At 45.6% G+C, this 19342-nt stretch carries 18 protein-coding genes; 8 read left to right on the forward strand and 10 right to left on the reverse strand.

What is annotated here, in order from left to right; all coding sequences use genetic code 11:
* Positions 1 to 725: 725 nt before the first annotated feature.
* Positions 726 to 2981, reverse strand: coding sequence for an outer membrane protein assembly factor BamA (gene bamA, locus Q0095_RS04170; protein ID WP_297881641.1), 2256 nt, complete (start codon positions 2979 to 2981; stop codon positions 726 to 728).
* A gap of 81 nt (positions 2982 to 3062) precedes the next feature.
* Here bamA and Q0095_RS04175 point away from each other — a divergent pair, with 81 nt between their 5' ends.
* Positions 3063 to 3893, forward strand: a complete 831-nt coding sequence (locus Q0095_RS04175) for a prephenate dehydrogenase (RefSeq protein WP_297881643.1) — start codon at positions 3063 to 3065, stop codon at positions 3891 to 3893.
* 121 nt (positions 3894 to 4014) lie between these two features.
* Here Q0095_RS04175 and Q0095_RS04180 read toward each other — a convergent pair whose 3' ends face one another.
* From Q0095_RS04180 to accD, 7 genes are all read right to left on the reverse strand, one after another.
* A complete protein-coding gene (locus tag Q0095_RS04180; protein WP_297881645.1) occupies positions 4015 to 4746 on the reverse strand; it encodes a metallophosphoesterase in 732 nt (243 codons plus the stop codon).
* A 112-nt stretch (positions 4747 to 4858) separates the two neighbouring features.
* Entirely contained in the window at positions 4859 to 5296 is a 438-nt protein-coding gene (locus Q0095_RS04185) for a hypothetical protein (protein ID WP_297881647.1), read from the reverse strand.
* Positions 5297 to 5318: 22 nt separating this feature from the next.
* The gene (locus tag Q0095_RS04190; RefSeq protein WP_297881649.1) at positions 5319 to 6245 is read right to left on the reverse strand and encodes a tRNA-dihydrouridine synthase; all 927 of its coding nucleotides are present in this window, start codon (positions 6243 to 6245) and stop codon (positions 5319 to 5321) included.
* A 538-nt stretch (positions 6246 to 6783) separates the two neighbouring features.
* Complete coding sequence (locus Q0095_RS04195) at positions 6784 to 7785, reverse strand: LapA family protein (protein WP_297881651.1); 1002 nt, start codon at positions 7783 to 7785, stop codon at positions 6784 to 6786.
* Between the two features lie 2 nt (positions 7786 to 7787).
* Positions 7788 to 8144: an RNA polymerase-binding protein DksA gene (dksA, locus tag Q0095_RS04200; protein ID WP_005872423.1), complete on the reverse strand. Its 357-nt coding sequence runs from the start codon at positions 8142 to 8144 to the stop codon at positions 7788 to 7790.
* Between the two features lie 9 nt (positions 8145 to 8153).
* Entirely contained in the window at positions 8154 to 8606 is a 453-nt protein-coding gene (locus tag Q0095_RS04205; protein ID WP_297881653.1) for a 23S rRNA (pseudouridine(1915)-N(3))-methyltransferase RlmH, read from the reverse strand.
* Positions 8606 to 9505 carry an acetyl-CoA carboxylase, carboxyltransferase subunit beta gene (gene accD, locus Q0095_RS04210; RefSeq protein WP_297881655.1) on the reverse strand — a complete coding sequence of 300 codons (900 nt, stop codon included), beginning with the start codon at positions 9503 to 9505 and terminating at the stop codon, positions 8606 to 8608. The genes Q0095_RS04205 and accD overlap by 1 nt, the downstream gene beginning before the upstream one ends.
* A 93-nt stretch (positions 9506 to 9598) precedes the next feature.
* Here accD and recO point away from each other — a divergent pair, with 93 nt between their 5' ends.
* Positions 9599 to 10213, forward strand: coding sequence for a recombination protein RecO (recO, locus tag Q0095_RS04215; RefSeq protein WP_297881657.1), 615 nt, complete (start codon positions 9599 to 9601; stop codon positions 10211 to 10213).
* Positions 10214 to 10382: 169 nt separating this feature from the next.
* Here recO and Q0095_RS04220 read toward each other — a convergent pair whose 3' ends face one another.
* A complete protein-coding gene (locus Q0095_RS04220; protein WP_005870765.1) occupies positions 10383 to 10949 on the reverse strand; it encodes a PAS domain-containing protein in 567 nt (188 codons plus the stop codon).
* 156 nt (positions 10950 to 11105) lie between these two features.
* On the opposite strand from Q0095_RS04220, the gene Q0095_RS04225 reads away from it, so the two are divergent.
* The 6 genes from Q0095_RS04225 to Q0095_RS04250 all read left to right on the forward strand — a co-directional run bounded on the left by Q0095_RS04225 (position 11106) and on the right by Q0095_RS04250 (position 18021).
* Positions 11106 to 12338: an MFS transporter gene (locus tag Q0095_RS04225; protein WP_297881659.1), complete on the forward strand. Its 1233-nt coding sequence runs from the start codon at positions 11106 to 11108 to the stop codon at positions 12336 to 12338.
* Positions 12339 to 12423: 85 nt separating this feature from the next.
* On the forward strand, positions 12424 to 14688 hold the full coding sequence (phsA, locus tag Q0095_RS04230) for a thiosulfate reductase PhsA (protein WP_297881661.1): 2265 nt from the start codon (positions 12424 to 12426) through the stop codon (positions 14686 to 14688).
* Positions 14689 to 14699: 11 nt separating this feature from the next.
* Positions 14700 to 15266: a 4Fe-4S dicluster domain-containing protein gene (locus tag Q0095_RS04235; RefSeq protein WP_177387548.1), complete on the forward strand. Its 567-nt coding sequence runs from the start codon at positions 14700 to 14702 to the stop codon at positions 15264 to 15266.
* Positions 15259 to 16230 (forward strand): NrfD/PsrC family molybdoenzyme membrane anchor subunit, encoded by a 972-nt coding sequence (gene nrfD, locus Q0095_RS04240; RefSeq protein ID WP_297881664.1) that lies wholly within the window; start codon positions 15259 to 15261, stop codon positions 16228 to 16230. The genes Q0095_RS04235 and nrfD overlap by 8 nt, the downstream gene beginning before the upstream one ends.
* 26 nt (positions 16231 to 16256) lie before the next feature.
* Positions 16257 to 16910, forward strand: a complete 654-nt coding sequence (locus tag Q0095_RS04245; RefSeq protein ID WP_297881666.1) for a response regulator transcription factor — start codon at positions 16257 to 16259, stop codon at positions 16908 to 16910.
* Complete coding sequence (locus Q0095_RS04250; protein WP_297881667.1) at positions 16903 to 18021, forward strand: ATP-binding protein; 1119 nt, start codon at positions 16903 to 16905, stop codon at positions 18019 to 18021. The genes Q0095_RS04245 and Q0095_RS04250 overlap by 8 nt, the downstream gene beginning before the upstream one ends.
* A 92-nt stretch (positions 18022 to 18113) precedes the next feature.
* On the opposite strand, the gene Q0095_RS04255 is transcribed toward Q0095_RS04250, so the two are convergent.
* Positions 18114 to 18938: a hypothetical protein gene (locus Q0095_RS04255; protein WP_297881669.1), complete on the reverse strand. Its 825-nt coding sequence runs from the start codon at positions 18936 to 18938 to the stop codon at positions 18114 to 18116.
* Positions 18939 to 19342: the final 404 nt, after the last annotated feature.

Consider the following 19342-nt stretch of genomic DNA (forward strand, 5'->3'; position numbering starts at 1 on the left):
CGAGGTTAAATTCCAATAAATTTCATTTTCCAGCGCAATTTGCGGAGGATTTTTTTCAAATTTAGGCGAGGTAAAAATTCTAAAGATTCCATAAACCAAAGCGCATATTATAATAAGAAATATTAAAATTTTAAGCTTCGTTCCATTGCCATTTCTACGCATAAAAGAGCCTTTGATATGATTTTAGAGCGCGATTTTACAAGCTTAACTTAAATTATCGGTAAAGCGAGGCAAAATTTAACGCAAATGTTTAGCGATTTACGAGGCGATTTAAAATTTTAAATTCTAGCGATTTTAGAATCTCAAAAATTTATGAGCTTTAAAATTCAGTGGCGCGCTAGATCCTATGCAGTGAAATTCCGCGCACAACAAAGCGGCGTTTATCGTCTATATCGTAATCTTTAAAATTTCAATATTAGAATTTCTTTAAAGTATGCAAATGGCTTGTATTGATTTTTTAGAACTCTTGTGCTTAAAATTTTACCATACGAATGAAATTTTAAACTATCTTGATAAATAAAATTCTAAAAAATTTAAAGCAAGCTATACGTTTAAATTTCATCCTAAGCCGAGCGGAATTCCAATTAAAATTTAGCTCAAACCGCCTACAATAATTCGGCTACAAATTAGCGCGACACGAAAGGCTAGAATCGCGAGCGTTATTAAATTTTAAGGCGTGCGGTAGAAAATTCTACGCACGCCACAGCGTTCGCAAGTCGCCGCGTTTAATTAAATCTAGCGCCGATACTAAATTCGAAGCTATTTGTGTCGTCGTGCGGCTTTTTATTAAGCGGCTTGACGAAGTATAACTGCAAAGGCCCCATCGGCGTCATCCACTCGATACCGGCACCCGTGCTGTAACGCTCCTCCTCATTCCAGTCATGATCGCCGATCATTCCGTAGTCAAAAAACGTTACAAAGCGCATTTTAAGCCTATCAACCACCGGAAAGCTTAGCTCAAAAGAGTTATTGAAGCTCTGCATACCACCCGTCTCGATATAGCGGCAATTATTTGCATTTAAGCAGATCTCTTTTTTCGGGATACTGCGACCTTCGTAGCCTCTAATGCTTTTCATTCCGCCCAGGAATAGTTTTTCATTGATAGGAATCTTTTTATTACCTTCCCACATATAGCCCGTTGCAGCTTTGTATCTAAAGATAATGTCGTGATCGATATAATCTCGCAAGCCAAAATAGTAGTTAAACGATCCTCGCGCCTTGGTGTAGTCCATATCGCCGCCAAGACCCGCGTATTCCAAGCTAGCACTTGCGATCATACCGCTTCTTGGCAAGTAATAATCATCTGTGCTGTTGTATGTAATAGACGGGATAATCGAGCTTTTTAAATTCTTGCCATCTAAATAGCCCGCTTTGGCGTAATATTCGTTTAAGCCCTTAATCTCGCTTTTTTCGAGATAATATGTAAGGCTTACATCGGTATTACGCCCGATCTTGCGACCGCCCGTGATTGAAAATCCGTAAGATTTCTCATCGTAGTCGTCCCAGTCGTAATCGTTGGCAAAGATCGATCCGCCTAAGCTATACTCAGAATCAAATACTCTAGGATTGGTTAAGCTCAAGCGTCCGCTTAGCTGATCGTCGCTCTTTTCGACCGAAAATGCGCCGTGCAAGCCGGTGCCGAATACATTACGATCGCTGATACCACCGCTAAGTAAAATTCCATCCTCGCTGCCATATCCGATACCACCCGTGATAGAGCCCGTAGGAGCTTCTTTAACTGCGACTTCAAGATCGATCTGATCGTTAGAAACGCGGTTTTCTTTAATCTCCACCTCATCGAAATACCCCGTGCGTTTTAAAGAATTTAACGAATCGTTGTAGTCGGTTTTGCTATATAAATTTCCCTCGGTCAGATACATCTCGCGGCGAATAACCTTATCCTCGGTCTTATCGTTACCCGAGATCGTTACGTTTCTAATATAGACTTTATCCTCAGGGATGACTTGATACGTGATAGCGACCGTGCGAGCTTCTTTGTCCTGCTTAGTCTTAGGCACGATGCGCACATAGGCGTATCCCTGATCCGCAACTAAAGTCTCTAGCGTATTCATATCGCGGCGCAAACGCTCGGAATTCATTGTATCGCCCTTTTGAAGCTTAAAATCGTCCAAAACCTTTTCTTTATCAAGCTTGATTATATCTGCAGGATACTCGATATCTACGGAGCTTACGGTGTATTGCTCGCCCTCTTTTATATAATAAGTTAAATCAGCAGTGTAATTATCCATATCGGCATTAAGTAGCGGCGCAGAAACCTGTGCGTCTAAGTAGCCTTTTTTATAATATTCTTCTTGAATTCTATTTGCATCGTTAGGAAGCTCGGCGGTTTTTACCTTGCCATCGTTAAAGCCCCACATCCAGCCTAGCATCTCGCGTTCTTTATTGGCGACAGATGGCTCTATATCGTCATAGTCGAGCTTGTCTGCGCCTACTAAATTTACCTTATCGATGATGATATTTTCGCCGCGATTTACCTCGATCGTTAGCAAGATTACCGATTTATCGTCGTTGATCGGCTTTGGATAAAATTCCACCACGGTGTCGAAAAAGCCCTTGACTTCGTAGTATTGCTTGATGCGGGTCTCCGCTTTTTTAGCAGCCACCTCATCGTAAACCTGACCCGGACGCAAACCGATGAGCTCATTGATCTTGTCGCGATCATTGGTAACTACGTTTTTGATCTCGACCTTAGCGATAGTCGGTTTTTCGGTTACGTTGATAGTGACCGCACCACCTTGTTCGCTGATATAAACGTCGCTGAAATAGCCCTGCTCAAATAGCTTCGAGATCGCAGCATTGGTGTTTTCGCCGTTAAGCTCATCGCCTACCTTAAGTCCTGAAATTTGCTGCGCGACCTGTGGAGAAAGATGCCTTAGCCCTTCAAATTTAATGGATTTGATCTGTGCGGCGCACGCCACGGAAATCCCGCCTACTAAGAGTAAAAAAACGCTTTTTTTCATAAAATTTTACCTAAAAACGAAAATAATTTGCGTATAATACCACATTAAAATTAAAACTTGCATATATCAAAAAGGAATTTTATGAAGATAGGAATTATCGGTCTGGGTCTCATCGGAGGCTCGCTCGGGCTATGTCTAAAAAGCACCAAAATAATTAGCGCCGTCTATGGCTGCGACATCAGCCGTGAAAATGAAAAAGAAGCTCTGCGACTCGGGCTCGTGCATGAAATTTTAAGCCTAGAGCAGATGAAGCAAAGCTGCGACGCGATCTTTCTTGCAATCCCCGTGGAGGCAATTATTGAGACGTTGAAAAAACTAAGCGACTGCAGAAGTGAAACGACGATCATTGATCTGGGAAGCACGAAATTTAAAATTTTACAAAACTGCCCGCCGCAGATCAGACGAAATTTCATCGCAGCTCACCCAATGGCTGGTACCGAAAACTCCGGCCCGCAAGCGGCATTTAAAGAGCTTTTAAACGGCGCGGTAGTCGTCATCTGCGACGATCACGGCGCGGACGAAACGCACATCAAGCGCGCGGTCGAAATTTTTTCATTCGCGGGGATGAAGATCGTATTTATGGACGCAAAAAGCCACGATCACCACGTGGCGCTCATCTCGCACCTGCCCCACGCGATCAGCTACTCGCTCGTAAACAGCGTGCTAAAAGAGGAAAATCGCCGCAATATCATAAATTTAGCCGGCGGCAGCTTCTCGGGCATGAGCCGTATCGCCAAAAGCTCGCCGCAGATGTGGGTCGATATTTTCAAGCAAAACCGCACAAACCTCCTAGGCGCTATCGATGCTTTTAAAAACGAGCTTGAAATTTGCGTACAGATGATTGAGGGCGAGCGCTGGGACGAGCTTGAGGCGTGGATGTATGAAGCGCGTAAGCTAAGGGATATTATTTAAAATTTCACGCGACCTGACTGCGCGACGGGAGCTTCAAGAACGCGCCTTTAAATTCTAAAATTTCGCTTTCAAACAGCCCGCACAAATTTAAATTTTAATACGTGCGAGCATGGATGCGAACTCAAAAATCTATGCATTCTTGCGTAAAAATTTTCTTTGAGGGAAACTCCAGCGCGCAAAGCCTCGCCTTCTCGCCCCAGTGCTTTTTATAAACACAGCCCAGATCGATATTTGCGCTAAATTCCGTAATGACGGGCTTTTTTACCGGCGTGTGCCCGTAGACGTTAAAAATTCCATCATTCGCGCTATCATCTCCGCGCCCGCTTAGCACACGAGCGGCGAAGCTTTTCGCACGCTCTGCATCGTGTCTAATCCCCCACGCGCGACCCACTGCGGAGTGCGATACGACGAGGGCGCGACCGCTTTCATCACGCAAATCATACTCCAAGTAAATCGGCAGCCGCGAGACAAACCGCAGATGCTCCTTGCATTGTTTCACGCCTCCGTGACGATAATACGACGCTAGCGTCGCTTCACCGCCGTTATTAAACAGCCAGCTTTCGTCCAGGCTAAAAAATGCGTAGAGGTCATTTGAGCTCGTAAATTTGCCCGTCTTTGCGCACCTTAGTGCAGTTTTTGCGTTGCTTACAAAGCGCTTTTCGTGATTGCCCATCACCGCGTCATATCCGCGAGTGCGCACTAGCTCCACCACATCCGAGCTCGCAGGGCCTCGGTCGATCAGATCGCCCACAAAGCAAATTTTGCTATCAAATTTATGCGGCAGCTGCTCTATTAACGCCAAAAGCGATCTGTAGCAGCCGTGCACGTCGCCGATGATGTGGATATTTTCCATAATTTCTCCTTAAATTTTAACGCCCTCGCCTTTTAACGCGCGAGCTGTGATTGTAAGCGGCGACCAAGAATTTCAAGGCGAAATTCTGCACTAAATTTTAAAATTCCGCGCGCTAGGACTTGGACGGATAAATCTGCTTTAAGACCTCCTTTACGACGATCATAAAAAGAACGATAAATATTAATGCGCTAAGCAATGAGGAATAAAACCTGGCAAGATGCAAATCTGAAACAATCAGCGCCACAATCATCATCCCTAAAAATGGCGATAGCATCCAAACCGCTGCTGTAGGCAAAAATAAATTTACGAAAAAATCAGTGAGCTTACCAAAATCCTTTAACTTTGCGGCAAGTATCGCGCAAATCCCGCAGAAAAATATCCACAAAAATAGGAAATATACGCACTTCTGCTGTAGCCATTCTAAGGGATCGTCAAACCGGACGCTAGATGTGTCAAAAATCTGCCCTATAAAAAAACCCATTAAACTTGAAATGCACATCAAGCAAAAACTCATCGAAAATGCGCAGGCTATAATTTTTAAAATAATCATCAGAGTTCCTAAAATTCTAAATTTAGGCGAAAAATTCCTCGATTAGCCGAGTCATTTCGCTCTCAGCAGCGACGTGGTTGATCTGCTCGCGAAAGCTTGCGGCGTTTTCGCGCCCCTTGGAGTATTCGTGCAGATGCTTGCGAAATATCGCCACGCCGCGCACGCCGTAGTGGCTTAACATCTGGGAGAAATGATAGAGCACGACCTCCCTTTTTAGCGCGTCGCTTGCGCGTTCGCCCGTTTTGATCTCGCGAAAGATCCAGGGTCTGCCGATTACCGCGCGACCGATCATCAGCGCGTCTGCGCCGCTAAGGTCTCGCACTGCAGGCGCATTGGAGGAGTTTATGTCGCCGTTTGCGATCACGGGGATTTGCAGCGCGCGTTTGGCTCTTGCGATCGCGCCGTAATCCGCCGCCGCGCTGTATCCGCCCGCTCTGGTGCGACCATGAATCGCGATAAAATCGGCTCCTGCGCTTTGTACGGCGCGCGCGATATTTTCGATATCCACGGCGCCGAAGCCCAGCCGCACCTTCGCGCTCGTAAATTTTTTGTTTGAATACTTTTTGATCGTCTCAACTAGGCGCGATAGACGGGGCAGATCAAGCAGCAGCGCCGAGCCAGCGCCCTGCTTTACGACCTTGGGGACGGGGCAGCCGCAGTTTAAATCGATGCCGTCGATGCCGTCAAATTTATTGATGAGCAGAACCGCCTTTTTGATAATTTCCGCATCGCTGCCTGCGATCTGCACGAAAAACGGGGTTTCCGCGGCGTTTTTTTCGAGCATCTTTAGCGTTTTTTCGCCCTCGAAAACAAGGGCGTTTGCGCTTATCATCTCGCTTACGGTCGCGTCGCAGCCGAATTTTTTCACTACGCCCCGCAGCGGCGGATCCGAAAAGCCCGCCAAAGGCGCCAAAAATAGAGGATCCCTTTTAAAAAAATCTTCCGTCATTTTAAATTTCTCATTTTGATTTCGTTTGAATTTAAACCTTTAAATTTAATACCGCAGCGCTTGCGGCGACTTCTACAACGAGCTTTAAAATTTTAAATTTCATAGGCTACGTATTCGCATTTAGGCGCAAATTTTATTTTTAAGCTTGGCTAATTTGCATGGTGGCAAAACGGCAGCAAGGATGATCGCCACCAAATTTTATTTGCACGGCAAACCCAGCAAGCAGCTTGCAAAACGCCGCGTGGATTTTAAAATTTCAACACTTTTATTCAGCTAGCAAGTCTTGCGCTTTATGTTTAAATTCTAAATTTCATAGCATAAATGCAAAACCCGTTTACACGCGCACTACGCAAACAAATCTTTTAAATTTTACCGCTTACGCGCATTGATTTTTCGATAAATTTTGAAATTTAAAATTTGCGCGAGTTAGAATTTTACCCGCACTTTAAAATTTATCGCGCAGGCTGTGTTTAATAGACGCAAAGAGCTTAAGGCAGCCTCTCTTACCCGCATAAAACGAACTCGTAAAATTACCGAGCTAAAATAACAGCGACGCAGGGACGTTTTTGCCGTTGTCGCGCAAAAATAGCAGAATTTTAAACTTCTCAAACTCGTCGCCGTCGGCGAGGCTTAGCTGCTCTCTAAACTCGTCGATCATGCCAAGCTCATATAGCGCGTACAGATATGCCTCGGTCACTTCTTGATTCTCGTTTTTGAGCCGCTCGAAAAAGGCTTTGTATTGCTCTGGAGCGAGATGATTTTTTAGCTTTTTGGCAAAGCCGATAAAATCCTGCTCGTTAAATTTTTCATTATTTACGAGATCAAAAAGCTCCTCGCTACTGATCTCAAAGCTCGCGTCATTCACCGCGCGATCCACTAAAATATTTACCTCGGCTATATCTTGAGGAATTTTATAGGCTTTGATCTTATCGTAGCTTCCTTTGGCAAGCGCTACGGCATAGGCTTTTTTAGTGATATTTTCGCTATAAACGCCCTTGGTTTTTAAAATTTCATACGCATACGCAGGCTCAGCATCGAGGCGGTTGAGCTCGTTTTGCAAAAATAGTCCGTTATCTTTAGGAAGTTTATATTTTCGCAGATCCGCCACTTCGCCGTTTTTAACCTTCTCGATAACGCCTATGACCTCTTTTAGATCCTCATTTTTGACATCTATGCCGGTGCTATCGTACCACGGAGATAAAATTTTAGTAAGCTCGCTCGGGTCTTTAAAATACTCGGTTTTAAAGTCTTTATTGGTATCAAGACCCAGCAAAACCTCTTTACTCATCGCATCGTATGCACTTAGATCCTTTGCAATCGCCCTTTTTGTGCGGTAAAACGCAAAGCTGTGAAAAACGATATGAAAAATCGCCAAAATCATATATAAAATTAGCGGCAGTACGATCCACACTGCCACAGGAAGCGTAAGCGTAAAACCGAAAAGCCCCAGTGTATAGCTACTGCTTTGCTGCGTAAAAACTAAAATCGCGACGATTGCGATATAGACGATCGAATATAAAAAGAATTGCTTGGTTTTCATAGCTAACTCCTATTTTGCTTTTCCGCCTGTTCCTTGCACGAAATGCACAATCTCGCCTCCGGATTTACCTTAAGGCGCTCTAAGCTTATCTGCTCGCCGCAGCTCTCGCAAAGCCCATAAGTGCCGTTTTCGATACGTTTAAGCGCGCTTTCAATCTCTAAAAACGCCTTTTGTTGATTAACATTGAGCGAGTATTCGATGCTTAAATCCGTATTCATGCTCGCTACGTCAAAATCATCCGCAGCTTTATTTTCGCGCAATTCCGAAATTTCATTTACAGAGCTATTAATATTGGCGATGAGTTGCTCTCTTTTTTCTTCTAAAATTTTCTTGTAAAATTTCAACTCGTTTTTCTTCATTCTTTCCCTTTATTTGTGATATGGATGGTTTGCGTTAATGCACAGCGCGCGAAAAATTTGCTCAAAGAGCAAAAGTTTAGCGATTTTATGCGCTAACGTAAGCCTGCTAAGACTGATTATTTTATCGGCTTTTGCCTTAAAATTTTCACTAAGCCCATAAGCGCCACCGATGAAAAATGACACGCTACTTTTATCCTTTAGCATACTCGCAAATTCCATGCTATCTAGCTCCTGCCCGCGCTCATCCAAAGCTACGACGTATCCGCTAAGGCGCGGTAGATAAGCTTCATCATACGCCTTAAGCGCTAGCTCAGCAGATGTGCTTTGTGCGCGAGCGATATTAGCGTTAAAAAATATATCATCTCGCACCGCGGCAAATTTAGCCGCCATTTTTTTATAATCGCTTATCGCGCCTGCGAACTCGTCCACGCCCTTTTGGATGGAATTTACCGTTATCTGCACTACTCTTCGCTTCCCTCTTCGTGCAGCGACTTATCGCTCGTGTCATCGATCTGCACGGCGTTTTTGCTAAGCACGTTGATTATATCGCTTAGATACTGCCTCATCTCGGCTCTAGGCACGATCGCATCAATTAGTCCGTGCTCAAGCAGAAATTCCGATCTTTGAAAGCCCTCCGGCAGATCCGCGCCGATAGTTTGCTTGATGACGCGCTGTCCGGCAAAGCCGATGAGAGCGCCGGGCTCTGCGATGATGATGTCTCCCAGCCATGCAAACGACGCGCTCACGCCGCCCATCGTAGGATCGGTAAGAACGGATATGAAAGGAATTTTATGCTCGGATAAAATTTTAAGCGCGGCGGAGGTTTTGCTCATCTGCATCAGCGAAAAGGTGCTTTCCTGCATCCTTGCGCCGCCGCTTGCGCTTACGATGATTAGCGGTTCGTTTTTATCGAGGCTGCGCTTTACGGCGCGCACGATCTTCTCGCCCTCCACGGAGCCCAGGCTTCCGCCCATGAAGTTAAAATCAAACACCGCAAGCTGCACTCTTTGGCGGCTTATAGCGCCCTCGCCCGCAATCACCGCGCTTAGCCTGCCCGTTTTTTCTTTGCTCTCGGAGATGCGCTTTTTGTAGGATTTTTTATCGACGAATTTTAGTGGATCGACGGGCTGTAAATTTTGATCGCACTCGACGAAAGAGCCCTCGTCGCAGATCAGATCGATGCGGGCCTGCGCGTCAAAACGCAGATGGTGGTTACACTTCGGGCAAACGCCGTAGTTTTGCTCGACCTCTTTGTGATACATCAGCGCGCCGCAGTCCGGGCACTTGATCCAGTGCGTAGGCGCTTCGCTCGGTGCGGGGCGGGCTCTACGTATTTTTGAAAATAGATCTCCAAAATTCATATGATTTCCTTTAAATTCTATGAAATGAAACTTCTGATTATAACCTAAAATTCTTTATTTAAATTTATATGTGAATTTCGCTAAAATAGGAAAATGCAAGGATTTATATTAAAAACGACCAAGGTTAGGGATGAGGACTGCATCGTGGACATACTTAGCGAAAGCGCGCTCGTGCGTGCGTATCGCTTTTACGGCGCGCGCCATTCAAACATCATCCAGGGCTATAAAATCGACTTCGAGCTCTCGCAAAATCAAAATTTCCTGCCGCGCCTTAGCGGCGTGATGCATCTGGGATACGCGTGGCTCGCAAGCCGCGAGAAGCTGCTATTTTGGCAGCAGTTCATGCGGCTTTTGCACGCGCATCTAAAAGATGCCGAGCATCTGGATAAATTCTATTACGAGTTGCTAAACCACGTTGCTATGCGCTTTGGCAAACAAAATCCGCGCCGCATAATCGTAGAAAGCTACGCCGAAATTTTAAAATTTGAGGGGCGGTTGCACGACGAGCCGTATTGTTTTTTATGCGACGAAGAAATTTTAGAAAATATCGCGCTGTGCCGCGGCTTTTTGCCTGCGCACGAGCATTGCGCGCAAAGAGTAGGCTTTGCGCAGGATGAAATTTTAGAATTTTTACGAAGCAAAAAGACGCTAAATTTAAACGACGAAACGGTAGAGAGGCTCTACGACATAACGCTTGAGGGGCTTTGATCTGCAACGCACTTGATGAAGACGTGAAATTTCAAAACTCAAGCGCTAAATTTAAAATTTCGTAGAATTTCAAAATTTCATGAACGGGCGGTTTTGTACTTTATCTGCCTTTTCTCGCGCAAAGCCAAACAATCGCATTGCGCGGGATTTGTATTAAATTTTAAGGGAACTAGCTAAAAAGCTTTTTCATCGCCTTAAAAAACATTGCGGTGAGCGGATTTGATTTACCTGAGACCTTTGCTATCCAGCTCTCATAGGTTTCGCCTTTGCTTTTTAAAAAGTCCACGAGCGCCTTTTGGCTAGCCTGCATACCGCCGTTTCTTTCAGCATCCAGCAATGCCCTATAAATTGGCTCTATAGTTTCGATCGCAGATCTTGGCGGAGCCTTACGAAATGCCGTGTATTCGGTGATCTGCCCTGTCACGGGATCTTTTTTAGAAGTAAATTCCGTAATGACCCAATAAAAGCGCCCATCTTTGGCTAAATTTTTAACCACAGCGGTAAAATCCTTGCCTTGTTGTATCGTATCCCACATAAGCTTAAACGCTATTCGCGGCATGTCCGGATGTCGTATGATGTTATGCGGCTGCCCCAAAAGCTCAAGCTCACTATAGCCGCAAATCATACAAAAATACGGATTTGCAAACGTGATAATGCCCTTCGGATCGGTTTTGGAAACGATATAGCGCTTCTCATCTAGTTTGATTTCCTGATTAATCGGAGTTGGTCTTTGCATTTTTAATCCTTTGCTTAAAAATTTATTGCAGAGTATATAAAATTTTTCTTTTCAGAAATATTAAATTTTCGTTAAATTTTTATAAATGTTAAATCTTTAAGTGAATTTTTAAAATTTAATGTATAATCTCAAATCAAAATTTCAAAAGGCAGCGCGTTGAAAAATCCCTTCCTATCGCTTAAATACTCAAATTTTAGAATTTATTGGATCGGGATGAACCTCTCGCTGATCGGTTCTTGGATGCAAAGCGTCGCGCTGCCGTGGCTAGTGCTAAGCATCACCGCAGACGCTTTTAAGGTCAGCCTTGTAGCCGCGGCGAGGTTCCTGCCCGCGCTACTTTTCACGCCGTTTTCCGGTGTACTGCTAGATAAGTTTAATCGCAAAAAGATCCTTTTGCTCGCTCAAATAGGCATGGCGGTGACCGCCTCAATTTTCGCGGTTATGAGCTTTTGCGAGCTATATTCTTTCGGCAAAATTTTATTTTGCGCTTTTGCAAGTGGCATCTTTACCAGCATGGACGCCCCGAGCCGTCAGTCGATGGTAAAAGACCTCATCGACTCGCCCCGCGATCTAGCCAACGCCATAGCGTTAAATTCTATGTCCTTTAATGTCGCTCGTATCGCAGGACCCGCACTTGCAGGGATCGTGATGGCGCTGTGGGGCGTGGGTTTTTGCTTTTTATTCAATGCACTTAGCTTTTTAGGCATCATCGTTTCGCTGTTTTTCATAAAAATTCCGCCATCCGTTACTACGCTATCTAGCAGAAGCGGAGGCGTTTTTGCCTCGATCGGTGCTGGAATTTCGTATGTATCGCACAAAAAAATTCTAAGCGAGCTAATGATAATAGTGCTTATCGTAGCGACGCTGGTGCCAAATTACAACGTAACAATCTCGGCACTTGTTAAGCTTAGCCTAGACGCGGATGAGCGAAGCTTCGGATATTTGATGTCGGCTCTAGGCGTGGGAGCCTTTTGTGGCGCGCTTTTCGTAGCAATTTTTGATAAACTTGGCATCCGCAAAATCAGATCGTGCGCGATCGCTATGGGGGCAAGCTTAGCTCTTACTGGGGCTGCGAATTCCTTCGCATGGGCTGCGGCAGGGCTTGCCGCAACTGGATTTCTTTTCGTAATCACAAACTCCAGCATCAACTCCACCGTGCAGATGCACGTAAGCAATGAATTCCGCGGGCGCGTGCTTAGCTTATACGCGCTATTTTTAATAGGTAGTACGCCATTTGGAGCGCTCATATCGGGCTTTTTTACCGAGCTACTGGGCGCTCGCGTAGCCCTTGCGATCTGCGGCGCAATTAGCATTTTGCTACTGCTGGCGCTATTTTACGGCTTTAAAATACGGCGCAGGATGCATTTTATCTTTCGAGATAAAGTCTAAGCCAAAAGCTGCATTATCAAAATTAACCTTATTTTTACGATGAAGCCTTAGAATTCCTACCGAAATTTAAAGGTAAGGAGTTTTTATGAATAGACGAAATTTCTTAAAAAGCACCGCCGCAATCGGCACGCTAGCGACGCTAAATCTAAATTTAAACGCTAGCGCGGTTACCGGCGGGACGGAAAAGAAAGTCGCCAGCGTCTGCGAGATGTGCTCCTCGCGCTGTCCTATCGAGGTGACCGTCAAAGACGGCCGCGGCGCTTTAATCGAGGGCAACCACAGGTTTGCAAACAAAACCTCCGTCTGCGCTCGCGGCGGAGCGGGCATCAATCAGCTCTACGACGATCAAAGACTCATTAAGCCGCTCATTCGCGTAGGCGAGCGCGGCGAGGGCAAATTTAAAGAAGCAAGCTGGGACGAGGCGCTTAAAATTTGCGCGCAGAGGCTAGGCGAGATTTCGCAAAAATACGGTCCGCAAAGCGTAGTTTTTACCTCCAAAACGGGCGAGCACCACACTCAGATGATGAATTTCGCCTGTGCCTACGGCAGCCCGAACATCTACTCGCACTGGTCCTGTTGTCCGATCACCTACAATATCGCCGTGCCGCACACCTTCGGCGCTAATATGCAAAGAGACTACGGCGACGCAAAATATATCGTAAATTTCGGCCATAATCTTTTTGAAGGCATCGACATCTCAAAAACCAAAAAGCTCGCAAAAGCCGCAAGTAGAGAGGACGTAAAGCTTTTGGTGCTCGATCCGCGCTTTAGCGTCGTAGCTTCCAAAGCAGACGAGTGGCTACCGATAAAGCCGGGAACCGACGCGGCGTTTTTAATGGCGCTAATTCACGTCTGGCTGCGCGATAACAAATACGACAAAAAATTTATCGAACAATACGCCGTAGGACTAGAGGAGCTAAGACAGTCCGTGAAGGATACGACGCCGCTTTGGCAGGAGGCTATCACGGGCATCAAAGCGGACAAGGTAGAGCGCATCGCAAATGAAATTTACGCTGCGGCTCCCGCAGTCGTAATCGACTGGGGTCATAAAACCACGACCGCTAAAGCCGAATACGTCCGCACGCGCGCCATCGCGATCGCAAACGCGCTGATGGGAAATGTCGAGAAAAAGGGCGGAATTTACTTCTCTAAAGACTCCAAAACCTTCAACGCGCTTTGCAAAGAGGATCTATTCCCTACTATCTCAAACCCGGATAAAAATTTTAAAATTCCAAAGACCGCGCGCATCGACGGCTGCGGCGAGGAAGGTAGCGAAAATTTCTTCGTGCCGCGCAAACACGGCGTTTTGATGCAGATCGCGCCTACGATTTTAAGCGAAAAACCGTATCCGATAAAGGGCTGGGTCAGCACGCGCTTTAACCACCTCATCAACGTTGCGGGCGTGGATAAGAGCGTAGAAGCGATCAAAAAGCTGGACTTCGTGCTCGCAATCGACGTATATATGAGCGACTTTGCGTGTCTAGCCGACGTGATCTTGCCCGAATCCACGTATTTGGAGCGCGACGAGTCGATTCAAAACAAAGGCGGCACAGCGCCGGGATTTGTGATGCGAAATAAAGCCGTCGAGCCGGTGGGTGATACAAAGTGCGGCTATGAAATTTTTAGAGAGCTTGCAAGGGTGATGAAGATCGATAAGGACTACACCTGGAACAACATCGACGAATACCGCATGCAGCAAGCCAAAGGCAACGCCGAGCTGATCGCAAATTTAATCAAAAACGGCTACGTAAGCTACAAAGTACCGAAGCTATACTACCGAGAGCCGAAGCTCGTGGCTAAATTTATCGATAAATATCCTGCCGCGGCGGAGTTCGTGGACGAAAACGGCGAGATGAGCTCTCAGATGAAATTTAAAACCCCGAGCGGCAAGATCGAGCTTTTCGCGCCGAAAGTGGAGGAGCTTTTTGCGGGATACGGCTGCTTAAATACCGAGGGTATGGACGTATTTGGCGGACACAAATACTGCTTGATGACCGGCAAGACCGCGCTTCACACCAACGGCCACACTCAAAATGTCAAAATTTTAAACGATATGATGAGCGAATCGCCGGTTTGGATCAGCCCGGCTTCTGCAAAAGCGGAGGGGCTAAAGACGGGCGATGTCGTGAAGCTCAAAAACAAATTCGGCGAGCAAAAGGCTAAAATTTTCGTCACGCAAGGCATCAGAGACGATTGCCTATTTTTATACCACGGCTTTGGGCACGTAAGCCCCGGGCTAAAGCGCACGAACGGCATAGGCACGAACCAAAGCGTCCTTCTCGATCCCGCTGCGGGTCCTGTGGTAAGCACGATGGTAACCAACGTCGGCGTCGATATAGTTAAAATTTGAAAGGGGCGGTTATGAAAAAACTCATAATGATTCACGACGAAAATTTATGTATAGGTTGCCAAGCCTGTTCGGTTGCGTGCAGGAACGAAAACGGCGTGCCGAGCGGCGTTTATAGGCTGCAAGTGCACGGCAAAACAAGCGGCGTTTTTCCAAATTTAAAGCTAGATTATTCGCGCGCCAGCTGCGTTATGTGCGAGGATAGCCCCTGCGTGGACGTCTGCCCTACGGGAGCGAGCTTTAAAACCAAAGACGGCGTAACGCTCATAGACGAGAGGCTTTGCGTCAGCTGCAAATACTGCATCCTGGCCTGTCCTTACGACGCTAGATTTGTCGATCCTATCACTCACGCTATCGGTAAATGCACCTTTTGCTACACGAACCGCACCAGCAAAGGCTTGCAGCCTGCTTGCGTAAGCGTGTGTCCGACCGACGCTTTAGTTTTCGGAGACGTAAACGACGCGGGCTCTGGGGTAAACAAGCTGCTAGCCAAAACGAGCGTAGAATATCCGAAAGCGTATCTAAACACCAAACCGCGCCTAGCAAATATCAAAAACAAAAAAGGAGGACGCTATGAATAATATGTGGGGCGATATGAGCCAATACTCTGAAATTTACTGGCCTTGGCCGATTGCGATTTATCTATTTTTGGCGGGTCTTAGCGCGGGAGCGACGATGGTGGCGCTTTTAGTCAAATGGAACCGCCACGAAAGCGAGCAAAATTCCATCTGGGACGCGATGATTAGAGCGGGCGCGATCACGGCGCCGCTTACGATCTGCGCGGGGCTTTTGCTTTTGATCTTTGATCTGGGCAAGCCTCTTACCTTCTATCTTTTGCTGATCAAATTTAACTTCGGCTCGGTGATGAGCCTCGGCGTGGCGGCGCTTTTAATCTACGTGCCGCTTAGCTTTGTATTTGCGCTATGCGTCTTCGGCGAGGAAATTTGTAAATTTAAACTGCTAGCCTTTCTGCGACCTATCGTAAATTTGCTAAGCTCATTTGCCAAAGCTTCTAAAATTTTTGAGCGAGTTTTATTCGTGCTTGCTCTTTGCGTGGGCGCATATACGGGCTTTTTACTAAGCGCGGTGATGAAAATTCCGCTTTGGAATACTCCGGTGCTGCCGATTTTATTTTTGCTATCGGGCTTTTCCAGCGGCATCGCGGCGAGCATTTTAGTGGGGCTTCTGTTTTTTAAAGGCTCGTTAAACAAAGATAGCATAAAATACCTTTTAGTGCTTGATCTGCGCGCGATACTCTTTGAGATCCCGCTTTTATTTATTCTGTTTGTCGGGATGTATTTCGAGGGCGGCACGAGCGCGCTTGCGGCACAGCAAGCTTTGACGCACGAGGTTTACGGTAAAATTTTCTGGATCGGCGTTTTAGGCACGGGGCTCATCGCTCCGATCATCATCGCCTTTACGGCGCTGAAAAACCACGCCTACAAGCCTGCGTTTATAGTTTTAAATTCTTTCGTCGTGCTTTGCGGCGTCATTCTGCTTCGCTACTACATCGTATATGCGGGGCAAATTTGCACGGGAGCGTAGTCTCGCTCCCGATTTAGGGAACGGGTTTGAAAATTTTACTTTTAGAAGACGATTTTGAATACAGAAGCAGCGTAAGCGAGTATCTGCAGGAGCTCGGCTACGAGGTGGACGAATGCGAAAGCGGCGACGCAGCCTGCGATAAGATCGCCGCGAATGCATACCACTTGCTGATCTTAGACATCAAGGTGCCGGAGGTTTCGGGCGAAGAGGTGCTTAGATATGCGCGAAACCTCGGTCTTAGCACTCCCGTAATGATGATGACCTCGCTCGGCGACATCGACGATTTGAGCCAGTGCTACGAGCTAGGCTGCAACGAATATCTAAAAAAACCCTTCCACCTAGCCGAGCTTAAATTTAGGGTAAGCGAGCTGATGCGAAAGTATTTTGGCGACGAAAAGGGTGCCGTCAAGATCGCGGATAAATTTCACTACTTCGCAAATTTAAAAATTTTAAAACGCGCGGACGAAGAGATATCGCTAAGCGCCAAAGAGATCAAGATTATAGAATTTCTGCTCGCCAATATCAAAAGGTTCGTTAGCGTAGATGAACTCATCGCCGACGTATGGGACGGCGAAGCGGGCAGCGTCGATGTGCGCGTACATATCAGCAACCTCCGCTCCAAAACGAGCAACGACTTCATCCTCTCCAGCCGCGGACTCGGATATAAGATCAATGCTTAAAGGGTTTAAATTTACGCTTTTTAGCGCGATTTTCATCATCGGCGCCTTTATAAGCGAGAGTCTTTATATAATCTATTTAAATTCCAAAATCGAGGAGAGCGCCGACGTCGCCGAGCTGATACAAAAAAGCGGCGAAGCCCTAGCCGGCGCGGATCTGAATCTAAAAGACGAGCTCATCTACGACTACGCGATCCTAAATGCAAACGGCGAAATTTTAAGATCAAACCTAAGCGTCCAGCCGCCGGATTTTGCATTTATTACGCTGAAATTCGGCGGGCGGGTGTTTTTTAAGCGCTACTTTCTGCATGAGGGCAAGCTGCATTTTTTCGTCATCTCAAAAAAGATAAGCTACGCAAAGATAGAATTTATCGCGATCTCTACGATCTTTATCACGATCTTCGTAGCGCTCATCATCGCGCTGTTTAACTACAAAATCATAAAAAATTTCTACGCGCAGCAAAGCAACCTCATCAAGGCGTTTTTCAACGACGCGATGCACGAACTAAAGACCCCTCTGGGCGTCGCGCTCATCAACACCGAGATGCTTGGGTTGCGCGACAAACACACGGCGCGAATAAAATCCGCGCTTAAGCAGATGGTAATTACTTACGAGGACGTGGAGTATTTCATCAAAAGCGGCAAGATGAGCTTCAAAAGCCGCCGCATAGATATGAGCGAGTTTTTGAGCGCCAGGATAAATTTCATCTATCTGGTCGCAAAAAGCAAAAACATAAGTCTGCAATCGCGAATAGCGCCCGACGTTAGCGTTTTTATGGACGAAACCTCGCTAATGCGCCTCATCGACAACACGCTAAGCAACGCCATAAAATACTCGCGCCCCGGTGGCAAGATCATCATCGGGCTGGAAAGGGGGGTGAGCATAGCGGTCTTTAGCGTGCAGGACTTCGGCATCGGCATAAAGGATACGAGCGCGATCTGGGAGAGATACTCGCGCGAAAACGCGGCTCTTGGCGGATTCGGCCTCGGGCTAAACATAATCGATAAAATTTGCAAGCGCTACGGCATCGCAAAAAGCGTCAGCTCGAAACTCGGCGAGGGCAGCACCTTTTGCTACAAAATCCCGCTGTTTAAGCAGAAACTTTTGGATTAAAACGGCGCGTAATTTTAGGCGCAAATTTTAAAATTTTAAAAGTAAAATTTGTGCGGCTAGGGCTTTTTAAAATTTTGTTTTAGCGTGGCTTTTCAGCCGCCTTTAAACATACTTTCTCTTACCAAACGATCCGCTATTTCTTCGACATTGTTTTTATAAATTTTAAAATCGCTATTGCCGCATGTATCGATTTTTAAATAATAATTCTTTTCGCGTGATTCATTTTCTATGGTGTTGTCATAATATTGTTTTCCTTCTGACAAATCTTTTATGGTATCTCCTTCGTATATCGTAATCGTGGCATATCTAAATTCAAAATTATCATACAATATAAAGCTTTTATCGAAGTATAAAATATACTCGCGCAAACCGCCGTATTCTACTATAGGCTCCTCAAAACCGGCTGATCTGCCATCTAAATTTATTTTTAACTTTTCTGCGATATTTACCGGCTTCATTTGAAATTTCTCGACAAAAATACTTCTATACGGCCAAGCGGCTTGATTTTTGCGTTTTTCTATATCGTATTCTTTAGACAGAACCTCTAACCAATCATCGTTATTAAATTTATCCGTCTCATAAAAGCCTACTTTAACGGCAAATTCTCCATTGCCGTAGTTGCAAGCTTCATTGTCATATACATAATAGCATCTGTCTGTAATAGCAGCATAAAACAATACGGATCTGTCTAAGGTATCTAAAATTCCGCGCTTAAATCGCTCCTCTTTAGGTAAAATTCTATCCTCTTTGAGGCAGTATCCTTGCTTGTATTTGTTGTAGCCAAAGATAGTAACTAAAGCGAAGCCTCGCGAGGTGGAGTAGTCGGGAACTATACGGATAAATATGGCGCAGAGTATTATTATAAGAAGCAGCGTGCCTGCCAAGGCTTTAAATTTAATAGACCTGTAGAATTTCATATCAGTCCTTTTCTTGTTATCCCTTGGTGCGGATTATATAGCCGTATTTATAAAAGTATGCTTAAGCTTTATAAAATATTTCCAGGCTTTGTTTTAAAGCGGCTTCTTAAATTTTTAGCGCTTTCCTAGCTATTCATTCCCACCGTACTATTATTAGTTTCACAAATTTTCTCAATCCCTTAAATTTCTTTAAAATTCCCTCTAAATTTAAGCCCCGTTTCAAATAGACTTAATAGAATTCCTTCAAATTTCACTCAAAGGTATCCGATGCAAACCGCCCTGGGCTCGCTAGGTCTGATAGCTGCCGTAAATCATATCCCATTTGATGCCAAGGCGCTTATAAATAAATTTGCGCTAAGCAGCGAAGAACCGCAGATAGAAGAGCTGGTGAGGATGGCTAAGCA

The sequence above is a fragment of the uncultured Campylobacter sp. genome (assembly GCF_938045535.1).
Taxonomy (GTDB): Bacteria; Campylobacterota; Campylobacteria; order Campylobacterales; family Campylobacteraceae; genus Campylobacter_B.